Here is a 25,111-nt window from a genome sequence, read left to right on the forward strand (position 1 = left end):
TGGGATAGAAAATATGTTGCGTACACATAAGGATGTGTCCCAGGCATTTATTGGTCGACACGTAGGGCCCACCGAGGCCGAGCAGAAAAAAATGCTGTCTGTTATTGGCGCTGAAAGCCTGGATGACTTGATTGAGGAAATTGTTCCTTCGGGTATCCGCCTTGAAGAACCATTGGCTTTGGATCATGCTCGCAGTGAAACCGATGTGCTTGGTGAACTTAAAAAAATCGCATCGGGCAACAAACTGTACAGAAATTATATAGGGCAGGGCTATTACGGCACACACACGCCTAATGTGATTTTACGCAATATTCTTGAAAATCCGGCATGGTATACCGCCTATACCCCTTATCAGCCAGAAATTTCCCAGGGCCGGCTAGAGGCCTTGCTCAATTTCCAGACGATGGTGGCTGACTTGACCGGCTTGCCAGTCGCTAATGCCTCTTTGCTTGATGAAGCAACGGCCGCGGCCGAGGCCATGACACTGGCTAAACGGGTATCCAAATCCAAAAGCAAGGTGTTTTTTGTGTCAATGCACTGTCATCCGCAAACCATCGCGGTGGTTCGTACTCGTGCCGAAGCCCTGGGGATAGAGGTGGTTTGTGGCAATGAGCTGGAAGATATCCCGGATTGTTTTGGGGTATTGCTGCAGTATCCGCATAGTCTTGGTGGGGTGCTTGATTACGTTGGCTTGACCACGGCCCTGCAGGCCAAAGGCACGGTGGTCGCGGTGGCTACCGATTTGCTGGCCCTGGCCATTCTGAAAGCACCGGGTGAATGGCATGCCGATATTGCGGTGGGCAGTGCGCAGCGCTTTGGCGTGCCCTTGGGGTTTGGCGGCCCGCACGCCGGGTTCATGGCTTGTAAAGATGCCTTCAAACGCAATATGCCTGGCCGTCTGGTGGGTGTTTCGGTTGATGCACAGGGTAACCCGGCATTACGGCTGGCTTTACAAACCCGTGAACAGCATATTCGCCGTGAAAAGGCCACGTCCAATATTTGTACCGCCCAGGTTTTGCTGGCGGTAATGGCCAGTATGTATGCGGTTTACCATGGCGCCAATGGTATTCGTGCGATTGCGCAGCGGGTTTATGTTTGCACGCTGGTGTTAAAAGAAGCCCTGGCACGTATGGGCTTGAGTGCGGTCAATGACACTTTTTTTGATACGCTATATATAAAAAACGCCCTGGCGACAGAGGTGATCAACGCGACCCTGAATGCGCAAATTAATATGCGCCAGCCTGACAGAGACAGTTTTGCCGTGTCTTTGGATGAAACGGTTACCCTGGAAGATCTTCAGCAATTGGTGGATGTGATTGCCAAAGGTGTTGAGCAGCAAGCGCCGGATGTGGCCGGGCTTTATGCCGAACTGGATGTTTTTGTGCCTAATAGTGTGGCCAGGCAGTCGGCTATTTTGTCGCATCCTGTTTTTTCCAGTATTCATTCCGAAACCGATATGTTGCGTTATTTGCGCAGTCTGGCCGATAAAGACCTGGCACTGGACCGCAGCATGATTCCATTGGGCTCTTGCACCATGAAGTTGAATGCAACGGCCGAGATGATTCCCATTACCTGGCCCGAGTTTGCGAACCTGCATCCTTATGCTCCCCGCGATCAGGCGGCTGGCTATCAGGCGTTGCTGGAACGCCTGTCACGGGCCTTGTGTGAAATTACGGGGTACGATTCGATTAGCTTGCAGCCCAATTCAGGCGCCCAGGGCGAGTATGCCGGGCTTTTGGCGATTCGTGCCTATCATCAGGCCAATGGACAACATCAGCGCAATGTTTGTTTAATTCCTGCCTCTGCCCATGGCACCAATCCGGCATCGGCCCATTTGGCGGGTATGGATGTGGTGGTGGTGGCCACCGATGAAAATGGCAATGTGGATGTGAGTGATCTTAAGGCGAAGCTGGAAAAGGTGGGTGAGCGGGTTGCTGCCTTAATGGTGACTTATCCTTCCACGCATGGGGTGTTTGAAGAGGCGATTACCGGGATTTGCGATTTGGTGCATCAGGCAGGCGGGCAGGTTTATCTTGATGGTGCAAATATGAATGCGATGGTGGGGCTGGCCAAGCCAGGTTTGTTTGGTTCTGATGTGTCCCACCTTAATTTGCACAAGACGTTTTGTATTCCGCATGGCGGTGGTGGGCCGGGTGTGGGGCCGGTTGCGGTGCGAGCACATTTGGCGCCTTTTTTGCCGGCGGTGTTGAATGCGCAGGGTCAATGTGACGCGGGTTCAGTTATTGGGCCGGTATCGGCAGCGCCTTTCGGATCTGCCAGTATTTTGCCCATTTCTTATGTGTATATTGCGCTAATGGGGGCCGAAGGGCTGAAGCGGGCCAGCGAGGTGGCTTTGCTGAATGCCAATTATATGGCGAAGCGGCTGGCGCCTTATTATCCGGTGTTGTATACGGGGCGTAATGGGCGTGTTGCGCATGAGTGTATTCTGGATTTGCGTCCTGTTAAAGAGAGCAGCGGCATTACGGTGGATGATGTAGCCAAGCGGCTGGTGGATTATGGTTTTCATGCACCAACGATGAGTTTTCCGGTGGCGGGTACGTTAATGGTAGAACCAACCGAGTCGGAGAGCCTGAAGGAGCTGGACCGGTTTATTAATGCGATGATTGCGATTCGCAAGGAGATTGAGCAGGTCGAGAAGGGACAGGTGGATGCGCAGGATAATGTGCTGGTGAATGCACCGCATACGGCGCAGATGCTGGTGGCGGATGTTTGGGAGCATGGTTATTCCCGCGTTGAGGCGGCGTATCCGCATTCGGTGTCGCCCGATGGCAAGTATTGGCCACCGGTGGCACGGGTGGATAATGCTTATGGGGACCGGAATCTGGTGTGTACTTGCCCGCCGCTTGAGGATTATGTTTGATGTTGTTGGTTTGGGTTCGTTCTTTTGGACATCCCCTTTACCTTAAAAGAAAACAGATAAATTCCCCTCCTGCGGAGGGGTGGCAGGCGAAGCCTGACGGGGTGGTTGTTAGCAAACCCCAGTTCGGGATGGTGGCACACAAACCTCAGTGCGAGGTGGTGGCACGAAACCCCAGTCTGTTACGCTTTTTCGTAAATAACAAAATCGTAAGTCAGACCGTTTTCTTCAGGCTGGGTTTGTCTGCTGGTTTCTTTCCAGCGGGTTTTGTCCAGGGCCGGGAAGTAAGTATCGCCGTCTATGTTGGCGTGGATTTCGGTGGCATATACTTTGTCGCATTGGTCCAGGCACAGGCGGAAGATTTGTTCGCCACCAATGATAAAAATGTTTTCTTTCCCGTCTATTGTGGCTGCTTTGATAGCCTCTTCAAGCGTGGGGACGCATTCTGCACCGGTGGCCTGGTAGTCTTGATTACGCGTAATGACGATATTGCGTCTGCCGGGCAGGGGGCGGCCAAGAGATTCCCAGGTTTTTCGGCCCATGATAATGGGGCTGCCCAGGGTGGTTTTTTTGAAGTTGGCCAGGTCGCCCGGGATGTGCCATGGCATGGTGTTGTCTTTGCCGATGACGAGGTTGTCAGTGTAGGCAACGATGAGGTTTAAGGATGTCATATGCAGGGTGTCTGGTGTTTATAGTGTACTTGGTGTAGTGCTAATTAATGATACTGCTGCTGCGCGTGTGTGTCTTGTGTGGGTTATACGGCAACGGGGGCCTTGATGTGGGGGTGGTGCTGGTAGTCAAGAATTTCGAAGTCTTCGTATTCGTATTCAAACAAAGAGGCGGGTTTGCGCTTGATGTTGAGTTTGGGGTAGGGGAAGGGGGCGCGCGACAGTTGCAGCTCGACCTGTTCCAGGTGATTGCTATACAGGTGGCAGTCGCCGCCGGTCCAGATGAATTCGCCCACTTCAAGGTTGCATTGTTGAGCCACCATGTGGGTGAGCAGGGCGTAGCTGGCAATATTGAAGGGCACCCCCAGGAAAATATCGGCACTACGTTGGTAAAGCTGGCACGACAATTTTCCTTCGGCTACGTAAAATTGGAAAAACGCGTGGCAGGGGGGCAGTTTCATTTTACCAATGTCCGCCACGTTCCAGGCGGAAACAATCAGGCGACGTGAGTCGGGGTTGTTGTTGATTTGTTCAATAACCTGACTGATCTGGTCGATGTGCTCACCGTTAGGTGTGGGCCAGGAGCGCCACTGAACGCCGTAAATGGGGCCAAGTTCTCCATTTTCGTCGGCCCATTCGTCCCAAATGCTAACGCCACGTTCTTGCAGCCATTTTACGTTTGAGTCGCCCCGCAAAAACCAGAGAAGTTCTATGAAGATGCTTTTGGTATGCAGTTTTTTGGTGGTTACCATGGGAAAGCCTTCTGCCAGATCAAAACGCATTTGATGGCCGAAGACAGAGCGGGTTCCGGTGCCGGTACGGTCGGTTTTGCTGACGCCTTTTTCATAGACGTGGCGCATGAAGTCTTCATATTGACGCATGGCTCAGTCCTCCAGAATTTTGGTTTCGTGCGTGATGTCGGCCGTTTTTTCCAGCATGGCAACGGCTGAGCAGTATTTGTCGTGAGACAGCTTGACGGCCCGTTCAACGACTTTTTCAGACAGGTTTTTGCCTTTGACGGTAAACACGAAGTGAATTTTGGTAAAAACCTTGGGATCGGTGTCGGCGCGTTCGCTGGTAATGGCGACGTTGCAATGGGCAACGTCCTGGCGGCTGCGTTTCAGGATAAGTACAACGTCGTAGGCGGCACAGCCACCTGCGCCGGTAAGGATCATTTCCATCGGGCGCGGAGCCAGGTTGTTGCCGCCGCCTTCGGGGGCGCCATCCATGGCGACAACGTGGCCACTGCCGGTTCTTGCAACAAAAAGCATGCCCTCGGGGCCATTCCATTCAACTGTACACTGCATGTTCGTAGTCCTGAAAAACGATTTGTGCAAGAACAAGAGGTCTTGCCTGTGTTTGATCGTGTGAAACCTGTAATTTTACCTGTATAAGACCCAAAAAAATGAAAAACACAGGATAAATAGGGGAATGTTAGCTGATTTTGTCCTGGATGTTGGCAGAGGTTCCTTATAACTCCTTATAAAAAGGCAAGATGCAAGATATAAACGGGTTTGTTGAACGGTTTATCGTGAAAGCAGGTTTCAATTGGCTAAAATAGATAACCAGGATTCCGAACCATTCAGGGATTCTGAACCCCTTAGTATTACCGGAGATGATTTTTATGACTCAACCTATCACTAACGCAGGAACCAGGCCCGCTTTTCGTCGCCAGCCATCAGGGCTGGATACTTTATTTATTGAAGTGAACAAGGCGCTCGAGGTGCTTTCGGGAGCGGCGCAGGCTACCCGTGCAAACCCGGCAGGTGAGCCCGACATGACTGATCCTGAGTTGAATGAGTCCGAAAAAAAACATGTGGCCGGTTTAATGCGGGTGAATCATGTGGGTGAGGTGTGTGCACAGGCGTTGTATCGTGGGCAGTCGATAATGTGTAAAGACCCAAAGATCAAGCGGGTGTTGCTGCATGCGGCTGAAGAAGAAGTGGATCACCTGTCCTGGTGCCACGACCGGCTTGGTGAGCTGAAAAGCCATACCAGTTTGTTGAATCCATTGTGGTATGCCGGTTCGTTTACGCTGGGAGTGATGGCCAGTGTGGCAGGGGTGCCTAAAAACCTGGGGTTCATGGCAGAAACCGAAAGGCAGGTTGAGCAACATCTTGAATCGCACCTGGTATCACTACCTGAACAGGATGCGCGTTCACGTAAAATAGTGACCCAGATGCGCGATGATGAAGTAGGGCATAGAACGACAGCAGAGGTAAATGGGGCTGAAGAACTGCCGGCACCGGTGAAACAGGCCATGCGGTTTATGTCAAAAATCATGACGACTTTGGCTTACCGCCTATAAACTTTGTTGTTTTTACAACATTTGTTACGATTTCATTAGGGTTTACCTGTAATTTTTCTTGCATTGCACCATGAGGTTCGGTTATAGTTACTACATCGGATGACGCAACACATTAAGAATTAAGAAAAGCATTCTAATGTGCGCTTTAAAAAAGCAGTCATGCCAAGGTTGTCTCCTCCACCCTCCTCCTTTGGTGGATTTTGCCCAAAATCGTAAGATTTTGGGCATTTTTTTTGCCTGTTCACTATACAATAAGTAATAACTCATTTCGGATTTAAAATATATAAGGGATACCTAGTATTTCCTGTATGATTCGGATTTGTTTTTCGCCAATGGTAAAACCGGGTTTTAACTAAATGGTTTGGTCTTTCATTGGTCCTGAATGTTTTTTTTGCGCCTTGGGTTTACTTTGACTTTTACTTGGCAATATTTATATATCAGCGTAGTGGCATTTATGGTGGGTGGCGTTATCGTTGCCTCCGAACGCTGGCACGGTGCCTACACGGGTGACCATGATCTTAGCAAGCCACAGGCTTCTCATAAGCGCTCAACTCCCCGGATTGGCGGGCTGGCGGTGTTTGCCGGTACCCTGGCCGGGTTGCTGGTGTTGGGCCGCCCCGATAACACCACCCTTAACTGGTTATGGCCTGCCTTGTTTGTGGCCGCCATGCCGGTGTTTGTGGCGGGCCTTTTAGAAGATATCACCAAGGATATTGGTTCGGGCAAGCGCCTGTTAGCCGCTTTTGCGTCGGCCGCCATTGCCTGGTGGTTCTTTGGCGGTGTCAGTCGGGTAGGTTTTGCATTTATAGACCAGATTCTGGCATTTTGGCCCATCTCCCTGTTGTTTACCATGATCGCGGTCGGTGGTTGCACTCATGCCCTTAATATTGTCGACGGTATGAATGGGCTGGCCGGCATGGTTGCCATGCTAATGGCCGCTTCTATTGCACTGGTGGCCTACCAGGTTAATGATTTGGCCATTTTTGCCATTGCGTTGGCCATGGCCTCTTCCATTGTTGGTTTTTTTGTCTGGAATTTCCCGTTTGGCCGAGTGTTCCTGGGCGATGGCGGTGCTTATTTTATTGGTTTCATGCTGGCCGAGCTGGCGGTTCTGCTGGTCATACGTAATCCTTCCGTGTCTCCGTTTTATGCCTTGGCCGTGTTGTTTTATCCTGTCTTCGAAACCCTGTTTTCCATATGGCGGCGCCGCTTCAAACGCGGGGTGCCGGTAGACCAGCCTGATGCCTTGCATTTGCATCAGCTTATTTTCCGTCGCCTGGTACGGGTCACCTTCAGTCGTACGGGGCGCGATGCCGTGCCCGCCTTGTGTAACGCGCTAACATCCCCCTATTTGTGGGTGCTTACCTTAATCGGTCTGGTGCCTGCCACCATTTTCTGGGATAACGCGATTTTGCTTTGTATCAGTATGCTGGTGTTTTCATCGGTGTATGTTTGGCTTTATGCCCGCCTGGTTGCATGGCGTTGTCCGCGTTGGCTGTTGCTGCCCTCGGTTTCACGTAAACGATGAATGAAATGAAAGATATATTTCATCCTCTTATGTTTTCTTGCTTTCCAGGTTAATCCTGATTGTTACAATCAATAAGTCTGCAAAATTATTAAGCTATTCCTTTGGGAGAAATTCGTGCAAGTTCAAGATATTAAATTGGCGGTTATTGGCCTGGGCTACGTTGGGTTACCTTTAGCCGTTGAATTTGGCAAAAAACGAGCGGTATTGGGATTTGATATCAACCAGAAACGTATTGCCGAACTGCAGGGTGGCCAGGATCACACGTTGGAAGTGAGTACTGAAGAGCTTGCCGAAGCGCCACACTTGCAATTTAGTGCCAACCAGGCCGATCTGGCCAAGGCCAATACCTATATCGTGACGGTGCCCACGCCTATTGATGAATACAAGCGTCCCGATCTGACACCGCTGGTCAAGGCCAGCGAAACCATTGGCAAAGTCTTGAAAAAAGGCGATATTGTCATTTATGAGTCTACGGTGTATCCGGGCGCCACCGAAGAAGATTGCGTGCCGGTGCTTGAAAAAGTCTCTGGTCTGACTTTTAATGTGGATTTCTTTGCCGGTTACAGCCCCGAGCGTATCAACCCGGGCGACAAGACACACCGTGTGTCCACCATCAAGAAAGTCACCGCTGGCTCTACCCCTGAAGTGGCCGAGGTGGTTGACCAGTTATATCGTGAAATTATTGTGGCCGGTACTCATAAAGCCAGCAGCATCCGGGTGGCCGAAGCCGCCAAGGTGATTGAAAACACCCAGCGGGATGTGAATATTGCTCTTATCAATGAACTGGCGCTTATCTTCAATAAAATGGGCATTGATACCCAGGCCGTGCTGGAAGCGGCGGGCACCAAATGGAATTTCCTGCCTTTCCGTCCGGGTCTGGTGGGCGGTCACTGTATTGGCGTAGATCCGTATTATTTAACCCACAAGGCCCAGTCTATTGGCTATCACCCTGAAATCATCCTGGCCGGCCGTCGCCTGAACGATAGCATGGGGCCTTATGTGGTTGCCCAGCTGGTTAAGGCCATGACCAAGAAAAGCATTCAGGTGCAAGGGGCCAGAGTGCTGGTGATGGGGCTTACCTTTAAAGAAAACTGCCCCGACCTGCGCAATACCCGGGTAGTGGATATTCTTAAAGAGCTTGACGAATACAACATGGATGTTGATGTGTACGATCCGTGGGTGGATGCCCAAGAGGCGCAACGCGAGTATGGCGTGACACCCGTTAAGGAAGTACAGAAGGGTGTGTATGACGGTATTATCCTGGCCGTTTCCCATCATCAATTTGTGGAAATGGGGGTTGATGCCATTCGCGCCTTGGGCAAACCCGATCATGTGCTGTACGACCTGAAATACGTATTAACGGCAGAACAAGCCGATATTCGCCTTTAATTGGGTAAAAGGAAAACAAAGCATGAGTCAGGCATTTGAAACATTGAAAACCGATTTGCAGCGCCAGCCCCGTACCTGGCTGGTGACTGGTTGCGCCGGGTTTATCGGCTCGAACTTGCTGGAAACATTGTTGCTGCTTAATCAGAAAGTAGTTGGACTGGACAACTTTGCCACCGGCTATCAACATAATCTTGATGAAGTCCAGGGGCAGGTGTCTGCCACGCAATGGCACAACTTCAAGTTTATCGAAGGGGATATCCGCAACCTTGAAACCTGCCGCCAGGCATGTGAAGGGGTGGGTATCGTGTTGCATCAGGCCGCCTTGGGCTCGGTACCGCGTTCCATCAATGATCCCATCACCACCAATGACGTGAATATTGGCGGTTTTCTTAATATGATGGTGGCGGCCCGTGATGCGGGGGTGACTTCTTTTGTGTTTGCAGCGTCCAGCTCTACCTATGGCGATCACCCCGATTTGCCTAAAGTAGAAGATAAAATTGGCAATCCCTTATCGCCCTATGCGGTCACCAAGTATGTCGATGAACTGTACGCCAGCGTATTTGCCCGTACCTACGGTTTCCGCTCTATTGGTCTGCGCTATTTTAATGTGTTTGGCAAACGCCAGGATCCGGATGGCGCTTATGCGGCCGTGATTCCCAAATGGACAGCGGCCATGATCAAGGGTGAAGATGTCCTGGTTAACGGTGATGGGGAAACCAGTCGTGATTTCTGCTTTGTTGAAAATGCCGTTCAGGCAAATCTGCTGGCCGGTGCCAATATGCCCGAAAATGGTTTCGAGGTGTATAACGTGGCGGTTAATGCCAGAACCAGCCTGAATGAGCTGTTTGCCCATCTGGCCGCAACCTTGGCAGCGCATGGTATCCAGTATGATAAAAAACCGGTTTACCGGGATTTTCGCCAGGGTGACGTTCGCCATTCACAGGCCGATATCGGCAAGGCCCAGGCACAGCTGGGTTATGCGCCGGGGCATTCGATTCTTCAGGGTATTGAAGTTGCCATGCCTTGGTATGTTCAGTTTTTGCAATAAATTTTTTTGAAACAGCTACGCACCAGACTTAACCGCCTGCACCCTGATCACAAACGTATTGCCCAAGGCGCAATGCGGGTTGCATTTTTTTTGCTGATCGGGAAAATGGCCGGTGCCATTAAGGAAATTGCGGTTGCCCACCGTTACGGGGTAAGTGATATTGTCGATGCTTACCAATTTACCTTAACGATGGCAAATTGGTTGCCGGTCACCATGGTGGGGGCATTTTCTATTGTTCTTATTCCCGCTTTAGTGAAGGTGCGGTATGCCGGACAGCCCGATCGAGCCCGTTTCATTCGTGAATTGCAAGGCTGGATTGTAGTGCTGGGGGTACTGCTTTCTGTAGTGACTTATTATTTCTGGCCACAAGTATTGCAATATATGGGCGGTAATTTAAGTAGTCAAACCAGACAGGCCAGTACCGAGCTGATTAACGCTTTTGCACCGGCTGTTTTGCTTACCCTTATTATTGGGCTATGCACTGCCCGCTTGCGGGCTCACGAGCGGCACATTAATAACCTCCTCGACAGCATACCTGCCCTAATGATTTTACTGGCTATCCTGATAACACCGGGTAATACCAGTGTTTATCCGCTGTTATGGGGCACGCTGCTGGGGTACCTGGTTCAGGCAGTATGGCTGTCTGCACTGGCCCGCAAGGCGGACGGCGGCAACGGGGGCTGGCCCAGGCCGGGTTTGCAGTCTGCCCAATGGCCCATGTTGCTTAGTGCGGCCGGTATAATGCTGGTTGGGCAAATTGCCATGAGTTTTGTGGGGCCGCTAGACCAAATGACGGCCGCCCGGTTGGGTGACAATGCCAATGCAACCCTGGGTTATGCCACCCGTTTGCTGTCACTGGTTATTGGTATTGGTGCCGCTTCCGTTGGCCGGGCCGCCTTGCCGGTGTTGGCCGATGTACAAAGCCGTGGCAATCCTGCCCAGGCACGGTCCATGGCACTGAAATGGTCTGCCTTAATGTTATTGGTGGGTATTGTAGCGGTGATGGTTGGCTGGCTTCTGGCACCCTGGATGGTAAAGCTGTTGTTTGAAAACGGTGCGTTTACCCCCGAAGACACCCAGAAAGTGGCGTCGGTTTTGCGTTGGGGGCTGTTGCAACTGCCATTTTATTTTGGGGTGTTAATCCTGGTTCAGTTAATGGCAAGCCAGAACCGTTATAAACTGATGGCCATTATTGCCATTGCTAACTTTGCACTAAAGGCCGGCATGAATCTCATACTTGCTCCCGTAATGGGCGCCGAAGGTATTATGTTGGCGACAAGTTTAATGTATTTGTTATCTTATCTCTGTTATTTTTTTGCCGTCCTGAAATATGGTGTGGCAACAAAAACTTCCTCAACCTGAATTAATATGTCTTTCGAGATCCATACGAAAACTCCTCCTTTGCGAATCATGCTATTTATTCATTCACTGCGCGGAGGAGGCGCCGAGCGGGTAGCGGTTGATTTGTCCGCGCGGTGGATTGCCAATGGTCACGATGTTTTGCTGGTGACCCAAACCGATGCTTCCGGGGATGCTTATGAGTTGCATAAACAGGTCCAGCGGATTTCCCTGAATACCGCCGGTTTCAAGGGGTTAATGGCCAACTTGCGGCGCCTTTTTATTTTGCGCCGGGAAATCAGGCGTCACCGCCCTGATATTGTAATCGGTTTTATGACCACCTCTTCCATTCTGGCTGTATTGGCAGGCACCGGAATACGCGGGTGTCATGTGATTGCCACCGAGCATACGCATCCACCTTCCCAGAAACTGTCTGGCCTGTGGCAAAAATTGCGGCGTTATACGTATCCCAGGGCCTCCAGGGTGATTGCCTTAACCCGCGGTACACAAGCATGGCTTGAAAAAAACGTGCCGGGTTCAACTGTTGCCGTGATTCCCAATGCGGTGCATTGGCCCCTTGAAAACAAAGAACCTGTGATTGAATGCGTAAAAACGCCAGGCCGCAAGCTTTTGCTGGGGGTGGGCCGCTTGCATCATGATAAGGGGTTCGATTTGTTAATAAAGGCCTTTGCGTCTATTGCCCACTTGCATCCCGAATGGGATTTGATTATTCTGGGTGAAGGCGACAAGCGGGAAGCCTTGCAAAAGCAGCTTGATGAGGCTGGTATGGGGCATCGTATTTCCATGCCCGGAAGGGCCGGCAATATGCGTGCCTGGGCCAAGTCTGCTGATATCTATGTGTTAAGCTCACGTACCGAAGGGCTGTCAAATAGCCTGCTTGAGGCCATGGCCTGTGGGGTGCCCAGTGTCGCATTCGATTGTGATACCGGGCCGCGAGAAATTATTCGTCCCGATCTGGATGGCGTACTGGTGCAGCCGGCTGAAGATGAAGAAGCCCTGGCGGCCCATTTGTCAGCACTCATGTTTGATCAGGTCAAACAGGTGGAATTGGGCAAACGCGGCATTGATGTCCGCGATCGTTTTTCAATGCGCCGGATCTCAGGGCTGTGGCAGGAAGTGTTTAACGACGTCCTGGGCAATAAAAAAGACGGCCAAAAGGGGTAAGCATGTGTGGAATAGTAGGTATTGCCGGAAGCCAGGAGGACAAGGAAAGCATACTGCGTGAGAGTTGTCGCAAAATTGCCTACCGTGGTCCCGATAGCCAGGGAGTCTGGCTAAGCCCGGAAGGGCATGTCGGGTTTGGCCATGTCAGGCTGGCCATTCAGGATTTGTCAGAACAGGGGCATCAGCCCATGCCTTCGGCAGACCAGCGTTTCATGATGGTGTTTAACGGGGAAATTTATAATCACCCCGAACTGCGTGCGCAGCTGGAAAAAAATGCCCAGGCACCGGCCTGGCGTGGCCACTCCGATACCGAAACGTTGCTGGCCTGCTTTTGTGCCTGGGGTATTGAACCAACCCTGAAAAAAGCCATTGGCATGTTTGCCATTGCAGTCTGGGACCGACAAGAAAAAAAATTAATTCTGGCACGTGACCGTTTTGGTGAAAAGCCTTTGTATTATGGCTTTGCCGGGCAGGGGCTGGTATTTGCCTCGGAACTCAAGGCGATCATGGGGGTGCCGGGGTTTGAAAAGCAGCTTAACCGGGATGCGATTACCTTACTGTTGCGGCACAATTATATTCCTGCCCCTCACAGTATTTTTCAACATATATACAAGTTGCCGCCCGGTACCTGGTTAAGCCTGTCCGAAGAGGACTGGCAAAACAGGCGCCAGGTAGAGCCACAGGTTTACTGGTCTGCCTACGAAACGGCCAGGCAGCAGCCCAAGGTTCACTACGAATCAGACGCCGCCGCTACCGATGCGCTGGCGGGCGTGCTGTCCAGGTCTATCAAATCCCAGTTAATTTCCGATGTGAGCCTGGGGGCGTTTTTGTCTGGTGGCACCGATTCTTCCCTGATTGTTGCCTTGATGCAGCAGCAAAGCGCACAGGCAGTCAAAACGTTTTCTATTGGCTTTCATGAAAAAAAATATAACGAAGCCGAATATGCGAAGTCTATTGCCAACCATTTGGGCACCGATCATACCGAGCTGTATGTCAGTGCCAATGATGGCCTGGCCTTGGTGCAGTCTTTGCCTGCCATGTACGATGAGCCGTTTGCCGATTCTTCACAAATTCCCATGGCATTGGTAACGCAAATGGCATCCCAATCGGTAACGGTGGCTTTGTCGGGTGATGCTGGTGACGAGCTGTTCGGGGGCTATTCCCGCTATCAGCGGGCAGCGTCATGGTGGGCGCGTCGTGAAAAAACCTTGCCTTTTATCCGTGTACTGTTGGCGGGTGCCGCCGGTAAGCTGGCCCCTGGCTTTAGTGGTAATAAAAAAGACAAGCTGCAAAAACTGAATGAAGTGCTGCGTGCCGCAGATGCCGTTGATTTTTACCGGCAGTTTGTTTCATACTGGAAAGACCCTTCAAGTGTGGTGTTGGGCGCTCAAGAACCGGCAACGGTTTTTACCTTGGCACCCATTGGTTCTTTTCTGGAAACCATGATGATTATAGATACGGTTTCCTATTTGCCTGACGATATTCTGGTTAAGGTAGACCGGGCAGCCATGGCCTGTTCGCTGGAAACCCGCGTTCCCTTGCTGGATCCGAGAATGTTTGAATTTGCCTGGGGGCTTGAAGACAAGTACCGGGTGCGCGATGGTGAAAACAAGTGGTTGCTGAAACAGCTTTTGTACCGCCTGATACCCCGTACTTTGCTTGAACGTCCTAAAAAGGGTTTTTCGGTACCTATGGGTGAATGGTTAAGGGGGCCACTTAAAGATTGGGCCAATAATTTGCTTGATCCTTCCCGCTTGCATAAGCAGGGTTTGCTTGATGCGGCGCAGGTGCAGGTGCGCTGGCAACAGCATTTGGCCCAGCAGTTTGACTGGAGCCCTCATTTATGGGGCATCCTGATGCTGCAGGCCTGGATGGATCATTACGATATACAGGGTTAACAGCCTGAAGCAGGGCCATAAGAAATAGGTTGGGTATTATGAAAATCATGTTGCTGGTCAGTTCAATGAATGCAGGGGGCGCAGAACGCGTGGCTGCCACACTGGCAAATGCCTGGGTTAAACAGGGGCATAACGTGGTGCTTGTACCCTGCTTTTCAACGGGCAGTGGTCATTCGTTTTACTCCCTGCACTCGGAAGTCCAGGTGAAATGGCTGGCCGAGGACCTGCCTCGCCAGCAGTGGCTGGGCCGGATCAGTAAACCGTTGGTACTCAGGAAACGCATCAGGACAGAACAGCCCGATGTGATTGTTTCATTTCTGACTAATGTGAATGTCACCACCTTGATGGCAACCAAAGGCATTGATATTCCCGTGATTGTTTGTGAAAGAACCCATCCGGTGATAAGCAAGAATATTGGTGGTTTCTTAAAACTATTACGCAAGAAGCTGTACCCCCGGGCGGATGCGGTCATGCTTCAGACTGAAGAGGCCGCCCGAGCGTTTGCCCGGGTCTTGCCGGGTCTGAAGCATGTTGCGGTTATTCCGAACCCCTTGCCCGAGGGGATTGAACAACTTATTACTTGCAATGGGCTGTGCACGGTAAGCGGACGCAAGACACTGGCGGCCATGGGTCGCTTTGTATCTGCCAAGCAGTTTGATCTTCTGATTGATGTCTTTGCCACCGTCAGTCATGATTATCCCGACTGGGATTTATGCATTTGGGGCGATGGGCCAGAACGTGCGGCCCTGGCAGATAAAGTGAAAAAACTGGGCTGTAGCCAGCGCATCACCTTGCCAGGAAAAACCACTGAACCTTGGGAAAAATTGTCACATGCCCATGCTTTCGTGATGACGTCGCGAGTGGAAGGGTTTCCCAATGTATTGCTTGAAGCGATGGCGCTGGGATTGCCCAGCATCAGTTTTGATTGCCCCAGCGGTCCGGCCGAGTTGACCCAACAGGGAACCACGGGTTTACTGGTGCAACTGAATAATAAGCTTGAGCTTGAAAAAGCGATCAGGCGTTTTTTGTGCGATGACGATTTCCGATGCTCCATGGGGGCACGTGGCAAGCAGTCAGTCTGGTCCCGATACCAGCTTGAAACCGTGTTGCAACAGTGGGATGAGTTGTTCGGGCAGGTAGGCGTTCCGGTTTCAGGCAAAATGGAATGAAGACAAATAAAAAAATACGTGTTGTGCATATGATTAGCGGTCTTTTGCAGGGAGGGGCCGAGTCGGTTCTGTTTCGTCTGGTCACCTGGCCAGATCCTGACGTGGAGCATATTGTGGTGTCATTTGCCGATGCCGGCATTTATGGCCAGCCACTTATGGACGCGGGGGTTGAGGTGAAAATGCTGGGCATGACCCCGGGGCGCCTGACCCCGGCAGACTTCTGGCGACTTAAAAAATGCCTGGTCCGGCTTAACCCTGATGTGATCCAGACCTGGATGTACCATGCTGACCTGATTGGTGGATTGGCGGCCCGCATGGGCGGGTTTCGGCATATCGCCTGGGGAATTCGCAATTCGGGGGCCAGTTTGGCCAAGAGCAGTCGTTCGGCCTATCTGTTTGCCCGGCTGAGTGGGTTCTTTTCACGCTGGCTTCCCCAGCAAATTATCTGTTGTGCTGAAGATGCCCGTCATCGGCATGTTCAATGGGGCTATGCGCCTGAAAAAATGGTGGTTATTCAAAATGGCTACGATTTGTCCCGCTGGGCTCGCAGTGAGCCGGCCCGCCATGCCTTGCGGACAGAATGGGGCCTTACTGAACAGACACCGCTAATAGGTTTTGTGGCGCGCTGGAACCCCCTTAAAGATCATGACAACCTGATCCAGGCCTTTGCCCAATGCCTTGAAAAACAGCCCGATTTGCGTTGTGTCCTGGTGGGCAAGGATATGGATGCCGGCAACCCGCCCTTAATGGCCTTGCTGACTCAGTACGGGGTTAAGGAACGCACCATTTTGCTGGGCATGCGTAACGATGTGCCGCAAATCATGAGTGCACTTGACTTGCATGTGCTGTCCAGTATTGCCGAGGGTTTTCCCAATGTGGTGGCCGAAGCCATGGCATGTGGTGTACCCAATGTGGTGACCGATGTGGGTGATGCCGCCTTGATTGTCGGTGACGATGGCTGGGTAGTACCGGCTTCCGATCCAGCGCAGCTGGCTGAAAAAATCATGCAGGCGCTGGACGTCATTGAAATGACCGATAAAAACATACTGGCGAAACAGGTACGGGCACGGGTGATGAATGCCTTCAGTCTTGAAAAAATGGTTACTGAATACCGGCAAACCTGGCTGGCCATGCTTGGTGCAAACGGCAAGGCAAAATAAACAAGGATAAATATGTCCAGAAAAATACTGTTTGTGGTGAATAATCCGGCTTTTTTCCTGTCGCATCGCCTGCCGATTGCCCTGAAGGCAAAAGAAGAAGGGTATGAAGTGGCCGTTGCCACCATGCCAGGAGAGGCCGTGGCACAAATTGTGGCGCACGGCCTGACGCATTTTGTGATTCCCATGTCACGCAGTGGCATGAATCCATTTGCAGAGCTAAAAACCATTTATGCCTTGTACCGCTTGTATCGCCGCTATCGGCCCGATTTAGTGCATTTGGTCACGATTAAACCGGTTTTATATGGTGGCATTGCCGCCCGCCTGGCCAGGGTGAAAGCGGTGGTTTATGCCATTTCAGGGCTGGGGTTCATCTTTACCCGCCAACGCAAGGGGGTTGATTGGGTCAGGCAAATTACCCAGCTGCTGTACCGTTTGGCACTGGGGCATGCCAATAGCCGGGTGATTGTCCAGAATGACAATGACCGGCAGATTTTGCTGGATATCGGTGCCATGCAAGAAACCCAGGCGGTAAAAATCAGGGGGTCGGGGGTGGATGTGACTGTCTTTGCCACACAGCCCGAGCCCAGCAAGCCAGTGGTGGTGACCATGGCTGCCCGTCTGCTGAAAGACAAGGGCGTGATGGAATTTGTTAAGGCGGCGGGTATCTCCGCCCGCTGTGGCAGTGATATACGCTGGCAACTGGCCGGTACGCCAGACCCGGGCAATCCGGCTTCGGTGAGCCTGGCTGATATGGAAAGCTGGGGTACAGAAGTGAACGTGTTGGGAGACGTCAGGGATATTGCCGGCCTGTATGCACAGTCCCATATTGTGGCGCTGCCTTCTTATCGGGAAGGCTTGCCTAAATCGCTGGTAGAGGCAGCAGCCTGTGGCCGGGCCGTGGTAACGACTGATGTACCCGGTTGTCGGGATGCCATCGCAGTAGGTAAATCGGGCTTGCTGGTGCCTGTCAGGGATGCGCAAAAATTATATGAGGCGGTTGCCAGACTAGCTGGTGATAACAACCTTAGGTTAAGCATGGGTAAAGAAGGCCGTATTCTGGCATTGGAAGAATTCGATATCCGCAAGGTGGTTGACCGGCACCTTGCGATTTATCGTGAACTTCTGTCCTGAGGCGTTAAGTCATTTTAATTTAATGTTAAATTAAAACGGTAGCTTGGCGTCAGGGGCATAGGTAGCAAATACCTGCCTGAATTCATCCTGGATGCGGGCCAGGGCAACGGGGTTTTCAGCTTCAAAACGCAGTACTACTACTGGTGTGGTGTTGGAGGCACGGGCCAGGCCAAACCCGTCTTCGTATTCGGCGCGCACCCCATCAATCGTATTAATATCTTGTGCGGTTGCAAATGAAGCCTGTTCTTGCAGGGTTTTGATCAGGGCATGAGGCTGGCCTTCCTGCATTTCAAGTTTCAGCTCGGGGGTGGAAATATCCTGGGGAATGGCATTCAGGATATCACTGGGATTATCATGCCGGGACAGGATTTCCAGCAGGCGGGTACCGGTGTACAGCCCGTCATCAAAGCCATACCAGCGTTCCTTGAAGAAAATATGGCCACTCATTTCACCGGCCAGCGGGGCGCCGGTTTTAGCCAGTTTGGCCTTGATTAATGAGTGTCCAGTTTGCCACATCAGGGGTTTTCCACCGGCCAGCGTAATGCCTTCGGCCACGTGGCGGCTGCACTTGACATCATAAATAATGGTTTCACCGGGGCAGCGCTCCAGAACATCGCGGGCAAACAGAATAAGCTGGCGATCGGGCCAGATGATAGTGCCGGTTTTGGTCACTACGCCCAGGCGGTCGGCATCGCCGTCAAAAGCCAGACCCAGTTCGCAATCGGTGTTTTGAACGTGTTTAATGAGGTCTTCAAGGTTGTGCGGATCGGCCGGGTCGGGGTGGTGGTTGGGGAAACTGCCGTCCACCTCGCAGAACAGTTCATCCACTTCGCAGCCCAGTTGCCTGAACAGGGCAGGGGCAACGTTGCCGCCTACACCATTGCCGCAATCAATCGCGATTTTCATGGGGCGTGCCAGTTTGACGTCGCTGCAAATTCGCTGGATATATTCGGGGATGATGTCAATGTTTTCCCGGGCCCCTTTGCTGTCGGCAAGCGGCAAGGATTCAATGGCCAGCATCTCGTTGCGCAATTGCAAAACGTCGTTGCCATACAGGGCCTTGCCCCCAACCATCATTTTAAAACCGTTATATTGCGAAGGGTTATGACTGCCGGTAATGGCGACTGCCGTGCCAATGTTTTGGGCGTAAGCAACAAAATAAACCAGGGGTGTGGGTACCTGGCCCAGGTCGATGCTCTTAACACCCTCATCATTAATACCCTGTTGCAGGGATTCGGATAGTTCCGGGCTGCTGGTGCGCCCGTCATAACCCGTAATAATAGTGAAAATATTTTGTTTTTTTGCCCGGGAAGCCAATGCCCGGCCAAGCAGATAGGCAAACTCCGGGTTGAGCTGTTCGGGAACCGTACCCCGAATATCATAGGCCTTGAATACACTTGCTGCTAATAATGACGCCACGGAAAAATCCTTATAAGGAAAACAATTCGTTTTGAATCATACGAGAAACTTAACGATAGTAAGCAATTTGAGTAGAATGATAGAATAAATTAATTGTATATATTATAAGTCCCTCGTCCTCATGGAGGGGGTATTGCAGACAGAACTTTTACAGGTTGTTATATGAACGTTTTGGCAGTTTTACAGGAAATCGTTGGGGCTGAGCATGTCCTTACCGGCGAACAGGCTCAAGCTTACTTAACAGACTGGCGCGGTCGTTATACGGGTAAAGCGCAAGCGGTGGTTCGCCCGGCTTCGGCCCAGGAAATTGCAAAGGTGGTAAAAACCTGCCTGCAGTACGATATTCCGATGGTGCCTCAAGGTGGCAATACGGGCCTGTGCGGCGGAGCCACCCCCAATAACAAAGGCGATGCCATTGTTATTTTGCTAACCCGTCTTAATAAAGTGCTTGATATTGATACCGATAACGACACCATCACGGTTCAGGCCGGTTGTATCCTGCAATCGGTCCAAGAGGCGGCGGTACAGGCCGGACGCCTGTTTCCACTAAGTCTGGCAGCCGAAGGCAGTTGCACCATTGGGGGTAATTTAGCCACCAATGCTGGGGGTACCCAGGTTTTGCGTTATGGCAATACCCGTGACCTTGCACTTGGCCTGCAGGTAGTCACGGCCGAGGGTGAAGTTTGGGATGGCCTGCGTGGTTTGCGCAAAGACAATACCGGTTACGATTTACGCAATTTGTATATTGGTAGTGAAGGAACGCTGGGTATTATTACTGCCGCTACCCTTAAGCTGTACCCGCAGCCGGTGGCCAAATGTACCGCACTGCTGGCGCTGGATGATATTGATGCGGCGGTTAAAATGCTGTCGCGTGCCCGTGGCGGATTTGCTGCTTCATTAACCGGGTTCGAATTGATGTCCAATTATTGCCTGCGTTCGGTTACCAATTTGTTTCCCCAGCAAAAAATGCCATTCGAAGGCCCCAGCCTTGAGTCCGCCTGGTATGCCCTACTTGAAATTTCCGATAGCGAAAGCGCAGAGCATGCTCGCGAGCGGTTTGAGCTGGTGGTAGGGGAAGCCATTGAGGCGGGTGAAGTGCAGGATGCCGTCATTGCCGAGTCAATCCAGCAAAGCAAAGACTTATGGCATTTGCGTGAAAGCATTCCGTTGGCGGAAGCAGAAATCGGCAAGGGCATCAAGCATGATGTTTCCATTCCGGTATCCAAAATTGCCGAATTCGTGGCTAAAACCAATAGTCTGTTACAGGCGTCTTTTCCGGGCGTGCGCCATATTATTTTTGGTCATCTGGGCGATGGAAACCTGCACTATAACGTGGGTGCGCCAATCGGTGAAGAGGAAGGTTTTCTTGCTCGTCAAAAAGATGTCTACGAAGTGGTGCACAACAGTGTGCATGCCTTTAACGGTTCTATCAGCGCCGAGCATGGTGTGGGCCAATTGAAAAAAGACCTGCTACCTAATTACAAGCCGGCGGTAGAATTGTCCCTGATGCGCAAGATCAAGCGCGCGCTTGATCCTAACGGCATCATGAATCCGGGAAAAGTCATCAATAACGTTGACATTTAGGACAAAAATAGGTGGCACGCTGGCCCTGGATGATTTTCCTGACCGGGGTGTCACATTTTTTGCAGGGTAGTTTTTCCCGGTCATAAACGGCAGCGTAAATGTCAAAATAAGCGCCTGCCTCGCCGTTGGTACCGGTGTAGTCTTTCAGGGTGCTGCCGCCCGACTCAAGCGCGTCATTCAGGGTTTCAATAATAGCCTGGTGCAGGCGTTTGCAGCGCGCCAGGGAAAGGGTTTGTGCTGTGGTTTGGGGGTTTATTCGTGCCCTGAACAAACTTTCCGAGGCATAAATATTGCCAACACCCACCACAATCTCACCATTTAGCAAGACGGTTTTGATCGCGCTTTTCTTGTCTTGCAATGCATTGTGCAGGTAAGTGGGCGAAAACTGCGGATCAAAGGGCTCAATGCCCAGCCTGGCCAACAACAGGTGATTCTGGATGTCCCCGTTTTCGGCCGGATGCCATAAAACAGCCCCAAAACGCCGAGGGTCGTTCAGGCGGAATTCGGCATTGTCAAAAACAAACTCAACATGATCGTGTTTAAGTAAAAATTCGCCTAGGGCAACACGGCGAATGGAACCCGACATGCCCAGATGAATCATTAAAACACCATGTTCAAAGGCCAATAGCAAATATTTGCCGCGCCGTTGACAAGCCTGTAAAACATGGCCTTGCAGGATCTCATTCAGATTTTCCGGCACTGGCCAGCGGAACTGATGCTGATGAACACGGACTTCGTTAAGTTGATGACCGCTAATGACGCTGTCAAGACCGCGACGGGTGGTTTCTACTTCGGGTAATTCTGGCATATTGATTAAGTGAAAAATGAGGTAAGTGTTGTTTTTGTTGTGCTGGAAAATGTTTAAACATTTGCTCAAAGGGGGTTTTACCGGAAATTGTACTGAAGAATGATAATATCAGTATTCTTGTATGAACTATTTCCGGTATGGCCATTTTTCCTGCTGTGACTGTTTTCAGAAAAATTCTTCTTGCCTGCGCGGTCTCTGTTTCTACCCTGTGGGGTAGCCTTGCCTGTGCCCAGGGCCAGATGACGCCAATCATGCCTCGTTTGCATGCCGCGCTGGATTTTATTCCCGCTTATAAACTTAAGCCTGTACAGTTGGTCGATCACACCAATGCAGATGATATCTTCAGCTTGCTGGTGGTGGAGTTTGCCATTCAGGATGAAAAGTTCGAGCTGGCTGCCCAGGCTGCCTTTGATTTTGCCAAAGAAAAAAATGATGTGCAAATGGCGAAAAAGGCCATGCAATTGTACTTGGCCAGTTCTTCAAGTCAGAAAGCGGCAGATGCGGCACGGCTGTGGTACAAACTTGATCCTGATAATGAAGAGGCGTCGGCAACCGCTTTGGCACTGGCTGCTTCAAACGGTGAAACCGAAGGCCTGGTCAATGCATTAAGGTTGCGGCTGCAGCAAGCCAAGAATAAAGAACAGGCGATTTACCAAACTGCTTCAATTGTTGCCAGAATGAATGATAAGAAAATGGCGCTGGACGTCTATGAAAAGACCGTCGAAGGGTTGGTGGATGACCAGTCGACCTCTTTTATGTTAATGGCTGATTTGGCCTATCAGGTCAACGAGCTGGAAAAAGCCTGGCAATCTTCCCTGAAAGCCCTTGAACTTGACGCAGCATCCGATGCCTCGGCCGAACGTGTTTTGCAATATGGCCGGGAAAATCATAAAAAAGAGGCGATGGAAATTGTCGGAAATTTCATTCAAACCAATGCGAATGCAAGGCGATTGCGGCTGCTTTATATCAGTGAAATGGTTAACGACAAGCAGTTTGATGCGGCGATCCATGAATTGAAGAAAATGGAAAAAACCTTTCCGGAAGACTTTGATTTACTGTACATGGAGGCACAGGTTTATTACCAGGCAAAAAAACTGGCTCAGGCCAAGAAACTGCTAAAACAGTTTCTGGATGTTCAGATCCAGCGTCGTGCAGCCCTGTCAGATGCCGAAACCGATGCACAGGGACAGGCTGCCGATGCCAGAATCATGTTGGCCCAAATTTATGAAGAAGAACAAAACTATCGGGCAGCCATCAGTCAGCTGGAAAAAATAGATGAGCCCGGTGCGCAAATGCAGATAAAAATGCAAATTGCCGTATTACATGGAAAAAATGGCAATGAGGCAAAGGCCACTGCGATGTTGCAATCGCTTAAGCCCGAAGAGGAAGAAGATGCCGTACGTATTCGCCTGATGCAGGCATTTATCTATCGCAATGCCGGCAAGGCGGATCAGGCGATTCGCTATTTGCAGCAGGCCGACAAGGAAATGCCCAAGAATGCGCTGATCAAGTATGAGCTTGCCATGATGTACGAGCAGCAGGGAAGTTTTGCAGAAATGGAAACCCTGCTCAGGGAAGTTATTTCCCTGAAACCGTCTTCTCCCGATGCTTATAATGCGCTGGGTTATGTATTTGCCGACCAAAATATGCACCTTGAAGAAGCCCAGCTGTTGCTAGACAGGGCGGTTGCGCTGGCGCCTGAAAGTCCATTCATTCTGGATAGTATGGGGTGGCTGCAGTTTCGTCTGGGTAACCTTGAGCTGGCGTTTGAGTATCTTGAAAATGCCTTTGAATTGTCCGAACAGGCGGATATCGCCGCGCATCTTGGAGAAGTGCTTTGGGTCAAGGGTGAAAAAGACAAGGCACGTGATATTTTCATGAAAGGCCGGGAGCTGGAAAAACAAAACGAGACACTGGAAGATACAATCAAGCGTTTGGGTATTTCTATGCGAGATAAAAAATGAAGCAGTTCAAACGGTTTTTTCGCTATGCGGGTGCGTTAAGCTTAATGGGGGCTCTGGTCGCTTGTGCACCAACCCTTAAACAAACCGCACAAGATGACGGTACCTACAGTCGCGCAGGGCGATTTGCCCTGAATGTATGGGATAAAACCATTGACCGTAATAAAGAGGCCGTGCAAGGCGGTTTTTTGTGGCTTGATACCACGCAACGGTTAGACCTTGATTTACGAAACCCGCTGGGTTCTACGCTTGCCAGGGTATCGGTAACGCAAGGCAAGGCCACACTGGTTCATGCCGATGGGTCCCGGGTAAGCGCCGAAACCCCCGATGCCCTGGTGGCTGAAGTCTTGGGTAGCGAGATCCCGGTTGCCGGCCTGCGTTACTGGCTTAAAGGTATTGTTGCCCCTGTAGCGGCCGAGCAGGAACAACGCGATGCACAGGGTAATCTGGGTTCATTTACCCAGGCTGGCTGGAAAGTCACCTTGTCTGATTATGATCATAAAGGCCCTCGTAAGCTGGGTATGGTACGCAATGAAACCCTTCAGACCATTACGGTCAGATTGGTCATTAACGAATAATCAAGAATAATGAAACATCTGTATGATGTGCCGGCGCCGGCCAAGCTGAACCTTTTTTTGCATGTTACCGGACGTCGGGAAGATGGCTATCATCTGCTGCAAACGGTTTTTGTGTTTATAGACCTAGCCGACCAACTGCAGTTTGAATTGCGTAATGATGGCGTTATTTGCCGGCAAACCAGCTTGCCGGGCATTGATCACGAGAGCGACCTGATTGTGCGTGCTGCCCGTGCCTTGCAAAAGGCAACAGGCACTGCCCAGGGAGCCACCATTCATGTACAAAAAAACATTCCGGCTGGCGGTGGCCTGGGGGGCGGCTCCAGTGATGCGGCAAGCACCTTGGTTGCCCTTAACCGGCTATGGAAAACCGGGTTAAGTCGTTGGGAATTGCAACAGCTGGCTTTGCCGCTGGGGGCCGATGTGCCGGTGTTTGTGTTTGGCCAGAATACGTTTGCCGAAGGCATTGGCGAGGCATTTACCGCCTGCCGGGTACCCAAACAGGCTTATCTGGTTTTTCAGCCCCGGCTGGGTATTTCAACACCGGCCATTTTTACGGATCCCGGTTTATGTCGTGACACACCGTTGGTCACGGTTCAGGATGTACAGCAAAGTCTGTCTTTACCGGTACCTGAAACTTCATTAATAAGCCAGCCTGCATTTTTTGGCCATAACGATCTTGAAACGGTGGCCTGTCGCCAGCATCCCGGATTGCAGCAGCTGGTAGACTGGCTTGCAGCCAGGCAGGTAAAGGCGCGCATGACTGGTTCGGGCGCCTGTTTTTTTGCACCGTTCCCGTCTTATGCCGATGCTTTGCGGGCCAAGCACGGGCTGGACGCTAATTTACCTGCATTTAACCAAGAGGTGTCTGTGCCTGTTGAGCGGCTCATTGCAGCTCGGGGTCTGGCCCGGCATCCTTTGTATGACTGGGTAAAAAATTAAGACAAAGTCATGAAATGTTATTGGAATTAAATTTAGATAAGGGTAAACCCTAGTCACAATTACAATAAATTTTAATTTAATCAATAGGATAAGAATTTAATTACATTATTTTCAGGGAGCTA

General features: G+C 51.1%; 20 protein-coding genes. 15 read left to right on the forward strand and 5 right to left on the reverse strand.

Features of this window, described 5'->3' with window-relative positions; translation table 11 throughout:
* Window positions 1–13 precede the first annotated feature (13 nt).
* Entirely contained in the window at window positions 14–2,881 is a 2,868-nt protein-coding gene (gene gcvP / locus JHL22_RS10500) for an aminomethyl-transferring glycine dehydrogenase (RefSeq protein ID WP_200236997.1), read from the forward strand.
* A gap of 179 nt (window positions 2,882–3,060) precedes the next feature.
* Here the strand turns inward: gcvP and JHL22_RS10505 are convergent, their stop codons facing one another.
* The 3 genes from JHL22_RS10505 to JHL22_RS10515 all read right to left on the reverse strand — a co-directional run bounded on the left by JHL22_RS10505 (window position 3,061) and on the right by JHL22_RS10515 (window position 4,853).
* A complete protein-coding gene (locus JHL22_RS10505; protein ID WP_200237000.1) occupies window positions 3,061–3,549 on the reverse strand; it encodes a dihydrofolate reductase in 489 nt (162 codons plus the stop codon).
* Between the two features lie 83 nt (window positions 3,550–3,632).
* A complete protein-coding gene (locus tag JHL22_RS10510) occupies window positions 3,633–4,427 on the reverse strand; it encodes a thymidylate synthase (protein ID WP_200237003.1) in 795 nt (264 codons plus the stop codon).
* Window positions 4,428–4,430: 3 nt separating this feature from the next.
* Complete coding sequence (locus JHL22_RS10515; RefSeq protein ID WP_200237006.1) at window positions 4,431–4,853, reverse strand: OsmC family protein; 423 nt, start codon at window positions 4,851–4,853, stop codon at window positions 4,431–4,433.
* Window positions 4,854–5,170: 317 nt separating this feature from the next.
* Between JHL22_RS10515 and coq7 the strand changes: the two genes are divergently transcribed.
* The 10 genes from coq7 (at window position 5,171) to JHL22_RS10565 (ending at window position 17,700) form a co-directional block, all read left to right on the forward strand.
* Window positions 5,171–5,854 carry a 2-polyprenyl-3-methyl-6-methoxy-1,4-benzoquinone monooxygenase gene (gene coq7 / locus JHL22_RS10520; RefSeq protein WP_200237008.1) on the forward strand — a complete coding sequence of 228 codons (684 nt, stop codon included), beginning with the start codon at window positions 5,171–5,173 and terminating at the stop codon, window positions 5,852–5,854.
* Window positions 5,855–6,236: 382 nt separating this feature from the next.
* Entirely contained in the window at window positions 6,237–7,382 is a 1,146-nt protein-coding gene (locus tag JHL22_RS10525; protein WP_200237011.1) for an MraY family glycosyltransferase, read from the forward strand.
* A 114-nt stretch (window positions 7,383–7,496) separates the two neighbouring features.
* Window positions 7,497–8,771: a Vi polysaccharide biosynthesis UDP-N-acetylglucosamine C-6 dehydrogenase TviB gene (gene tviB, locus JHL22_RS10530; RefSeq protein WP_200237015.1), complete on the forward strand. Its 1,275-nt coding sequence runs from the start codon at window positions 7,497–7,499 to the stop codon at window positions 8,769–8,771.
* A 22-nt stretch (window positions 8,772–8,793) separates the two neighbouring features.
* Window positions 8,794–9,819, forward strand: coding sequence for an SDR family oxidoreductase (locus JHL22_RS10535; RefSeq protein WP_200237018.1), 1,026 nt, complete (start codon window positions 8,794–8,796; stop codon window positions 9,817–9,819).
* A 6-nt stretch (window positions 9,820–9,825) separates the two neighbouring features.
* Window positions 9,826–11,181 (forward strand): murein biosynthesis integral membrane protein MurJ, encoded by a 1,356-nt coding sequence (gene murJ, locus JHL22_RS10540; RefSeq protein ID WP_200237021.1) that lies wholly within the window; start codon window positions 9,826–9,828, stop codon window positions 11,179–11,181.
* A 6-nt stretch (window positions 11,182–11,187) separates the two neighbouring features.
* Complete coding sequence (locus tag JHL22_RS10545) at window positions 11,188–12,342, forward strand: glycosyltransferase family 4 protein (protein WP_234041240.1); 1,155 nt, start codon at window positions 11,188–11,190, stop codon at window positions 12,340–12,342.
* Between the two features lie 2 nt (window positions 12,343–12,344).
* A complete protein-coding gene (gene asnB / locus JHL22_RS10550) occupies window positions 12,345–14,240 on the forward strand; it encodes an asparagine synthase (glutamine-hydrolyzing) (RefSeq protein ID WP_200237023.1) in 1,896 nt (631 codons plus the stop codon).
* A gap of 38 nt (window positions 14,241–14,278) precedes the next feature.
* Entirely contained in the window at window positions 14,279–15,409 is a 1,131-nt protein-coding gene (locus JHL22_RS10555) for a glycosyltransferase family 4 protein (RefSeq protein WP_200237026.1), read from the forward strand.
* Window positions 15,406–16,569 carry a glycosyltransferase family 4 protein gene (locus JHL22_RS10560; RefSeq protein ID WP_200237028.1) on the forward strand — a complete coding sequence of 388 codons (1,164 nt, stop codon included), beginning with the start codon at window positions 15,406–15,408 and terminating at the stop codon, window positions 16,567–16,569. The genes JHL22_RS10555 and JHL22_RS10560 overlap by 4 nt, the downstream gene beginning before the upstream one ends.
* 12 nt (window positions 16,570–16,581) lie before the next feature.
* On the forward strand, window positions 16,582–17,700 hold the full coding sequence (locus JHL22_RS10565) for a glycosyltransferase family 4 protein (protein WP_200237031.1): 1,119 nt from the start codon (window positions 16,582–16,584) through the stop codon (window positions 17,698–17,700).
* A gap of 30 nt (window positions 17,701–17,730) precedes the next feature.
* Here the strand turns inward: JHL22_RS10565 and JHL22_RS10570 are convergent, their stop codons facing one another.
* Window positions 17,731–19,119, reverse strand: a complete 1,389-nt coding sequence (locus tag JHL22_RS10570; protein WP_200237033.1) for a phosphomannomutase/phosphoglucomutase — start codon at window positions 19,117–19,119, stop codon at window positions 17,731–17,733.
* Window positions 19,120–19,281: 162 nt separating this feature from the next.
* Here JHL22_RS10570 and JHL22_RS10575 point away from each other — a divergent pair, with 162 nt between their 5' ends.
* Window positions 19,282–20,703, forward strand: coding sequence for an FAD-binding oxidoreductase (locus JHL22_RS10575; RefSeq protein WP_200237036.1), 1,422 nt, complete (start codon window positions 19,282–19,284; stop codon window positions 20,701–20,703).
* Here JHL22_RS10575 and mutM read toward each other — a convergent pair.
* Window positions 20,684–21,511 (reverse strand): bifunctional DNA-formamidopyrimidine glycosylase/DNA-(apurinic or apyrimidinic site) lyase, encoded by an 828-nt coding sequence (mutM, locus tag JHL22_RS10580; protein ID WP_200237039.1) that lies wholly within the window; start codon window positions 21,509–21,511, stop codon window positions 20,684–20,686. The two genes, JHL22_RS10575 and mutM, sit on opposite strands and share 20 nt — an antisense overlap.
* Window positions 21,512–21,648: 137 nt before the next feature.
* Between mutM and JHL22_RS10585 the strand changes: the two genes are divergently transcribed.
* From JHL22_RS10585 to ispE, 3 genes are read left to right on the forward strand one after another with little or no spacing between them, the layout of a single operon-like run.
* Window positions 21,649–23,475 (forward strand): tetratricopeptide repeat protein, encoded by a 1,827-nt coding sequence (locus tag JHL22_RS10585; RefSeq protein ID WP_200237041.1) that lies wholly within the window; start codon window positions 21,649–21,651, stop codon window positions 23,473–23,475.
* Window positions 23,472–24,050, forward strand: a complete 579-nt coding sequence (lolB, locus tag JHL22_RS10590) for a lipoprotein insertase outer membrane protein LolB (RefSeq protein WP_200237044.1) — start codon at window positions 23,472–23,474, stop codon at window positions 24,048–24,050. Before JHL22_RS10585 ends, lolB begins: the two co-directional genes overlap by 4 nt.
* 9 nt (window positions 24,051–24,059) lie before the next feature.
* Entirely contained in the window at window positions 24,060–24,989 is a 930-nt protein-coding gene (ispE, locus tag JHL22_RS10595) for a 4-(cytidine 5'-diphospho)-2-C-methyl-D-erythritol kinase (protein ID WP_200237046.1), read from the forward strand.
* Window positions 24,990–25,111: the final 122 nt, after the last annotated feature.

The organism is Advenella mandrilli (assembly GCF_016595155.1).
Lineage (GTDB): Bacteria > Pseudomonadota > Gammaproteobacteria > Burkholderiales > Burkholderiaceae_B > Advenella > Advenella mandrilli.